The sequence below is a fragment of the Belnapia sp. AC561 genome, assembly GCF_979252845.1.
The window spans coordinates 1-241 of record NZ_CEEDBP010000445.1; the positions used below are offsets into that span (position 1 = coordinate 1).

1 protein-coding gene is annotated in these 241 nt (G+C 76.8%); it reads right to left on the reverse strand.

Annotated elements, in window-relative coordinates:
• The coding region (locus AC0IW9_RS31790; RefSeq protein ID WP_471652266.1) for a DUF423 domain-containing protein at nucleotides 1–241 on the reverse strand (241 nt) is incomplete at both ends.

The window sequence follows — 241 nt, forward strand, 5'->3', positions numbered from 1 at the left end:
CGCCACCGCTCGCCACCGCATAGACCCCGCCGCAGAACAGCAGCATCCCGACGGCGAAGGCCGCTCCGGCCAGTTGCGGCAGCACCCCGCCGCGCCGCTCCGCCCAGTGCCCCACCGCGAGCAAGGCCAGCGCATGCCAGCCCTGCTGCTGCAACCCGCTCGCCCGCATCGCCAAGCGCTGCGGCTCCAGCCGCAGCGGCGCCGCGTGGGACGCCCAGGCCGAAAGCCCCACGGCCGCCAG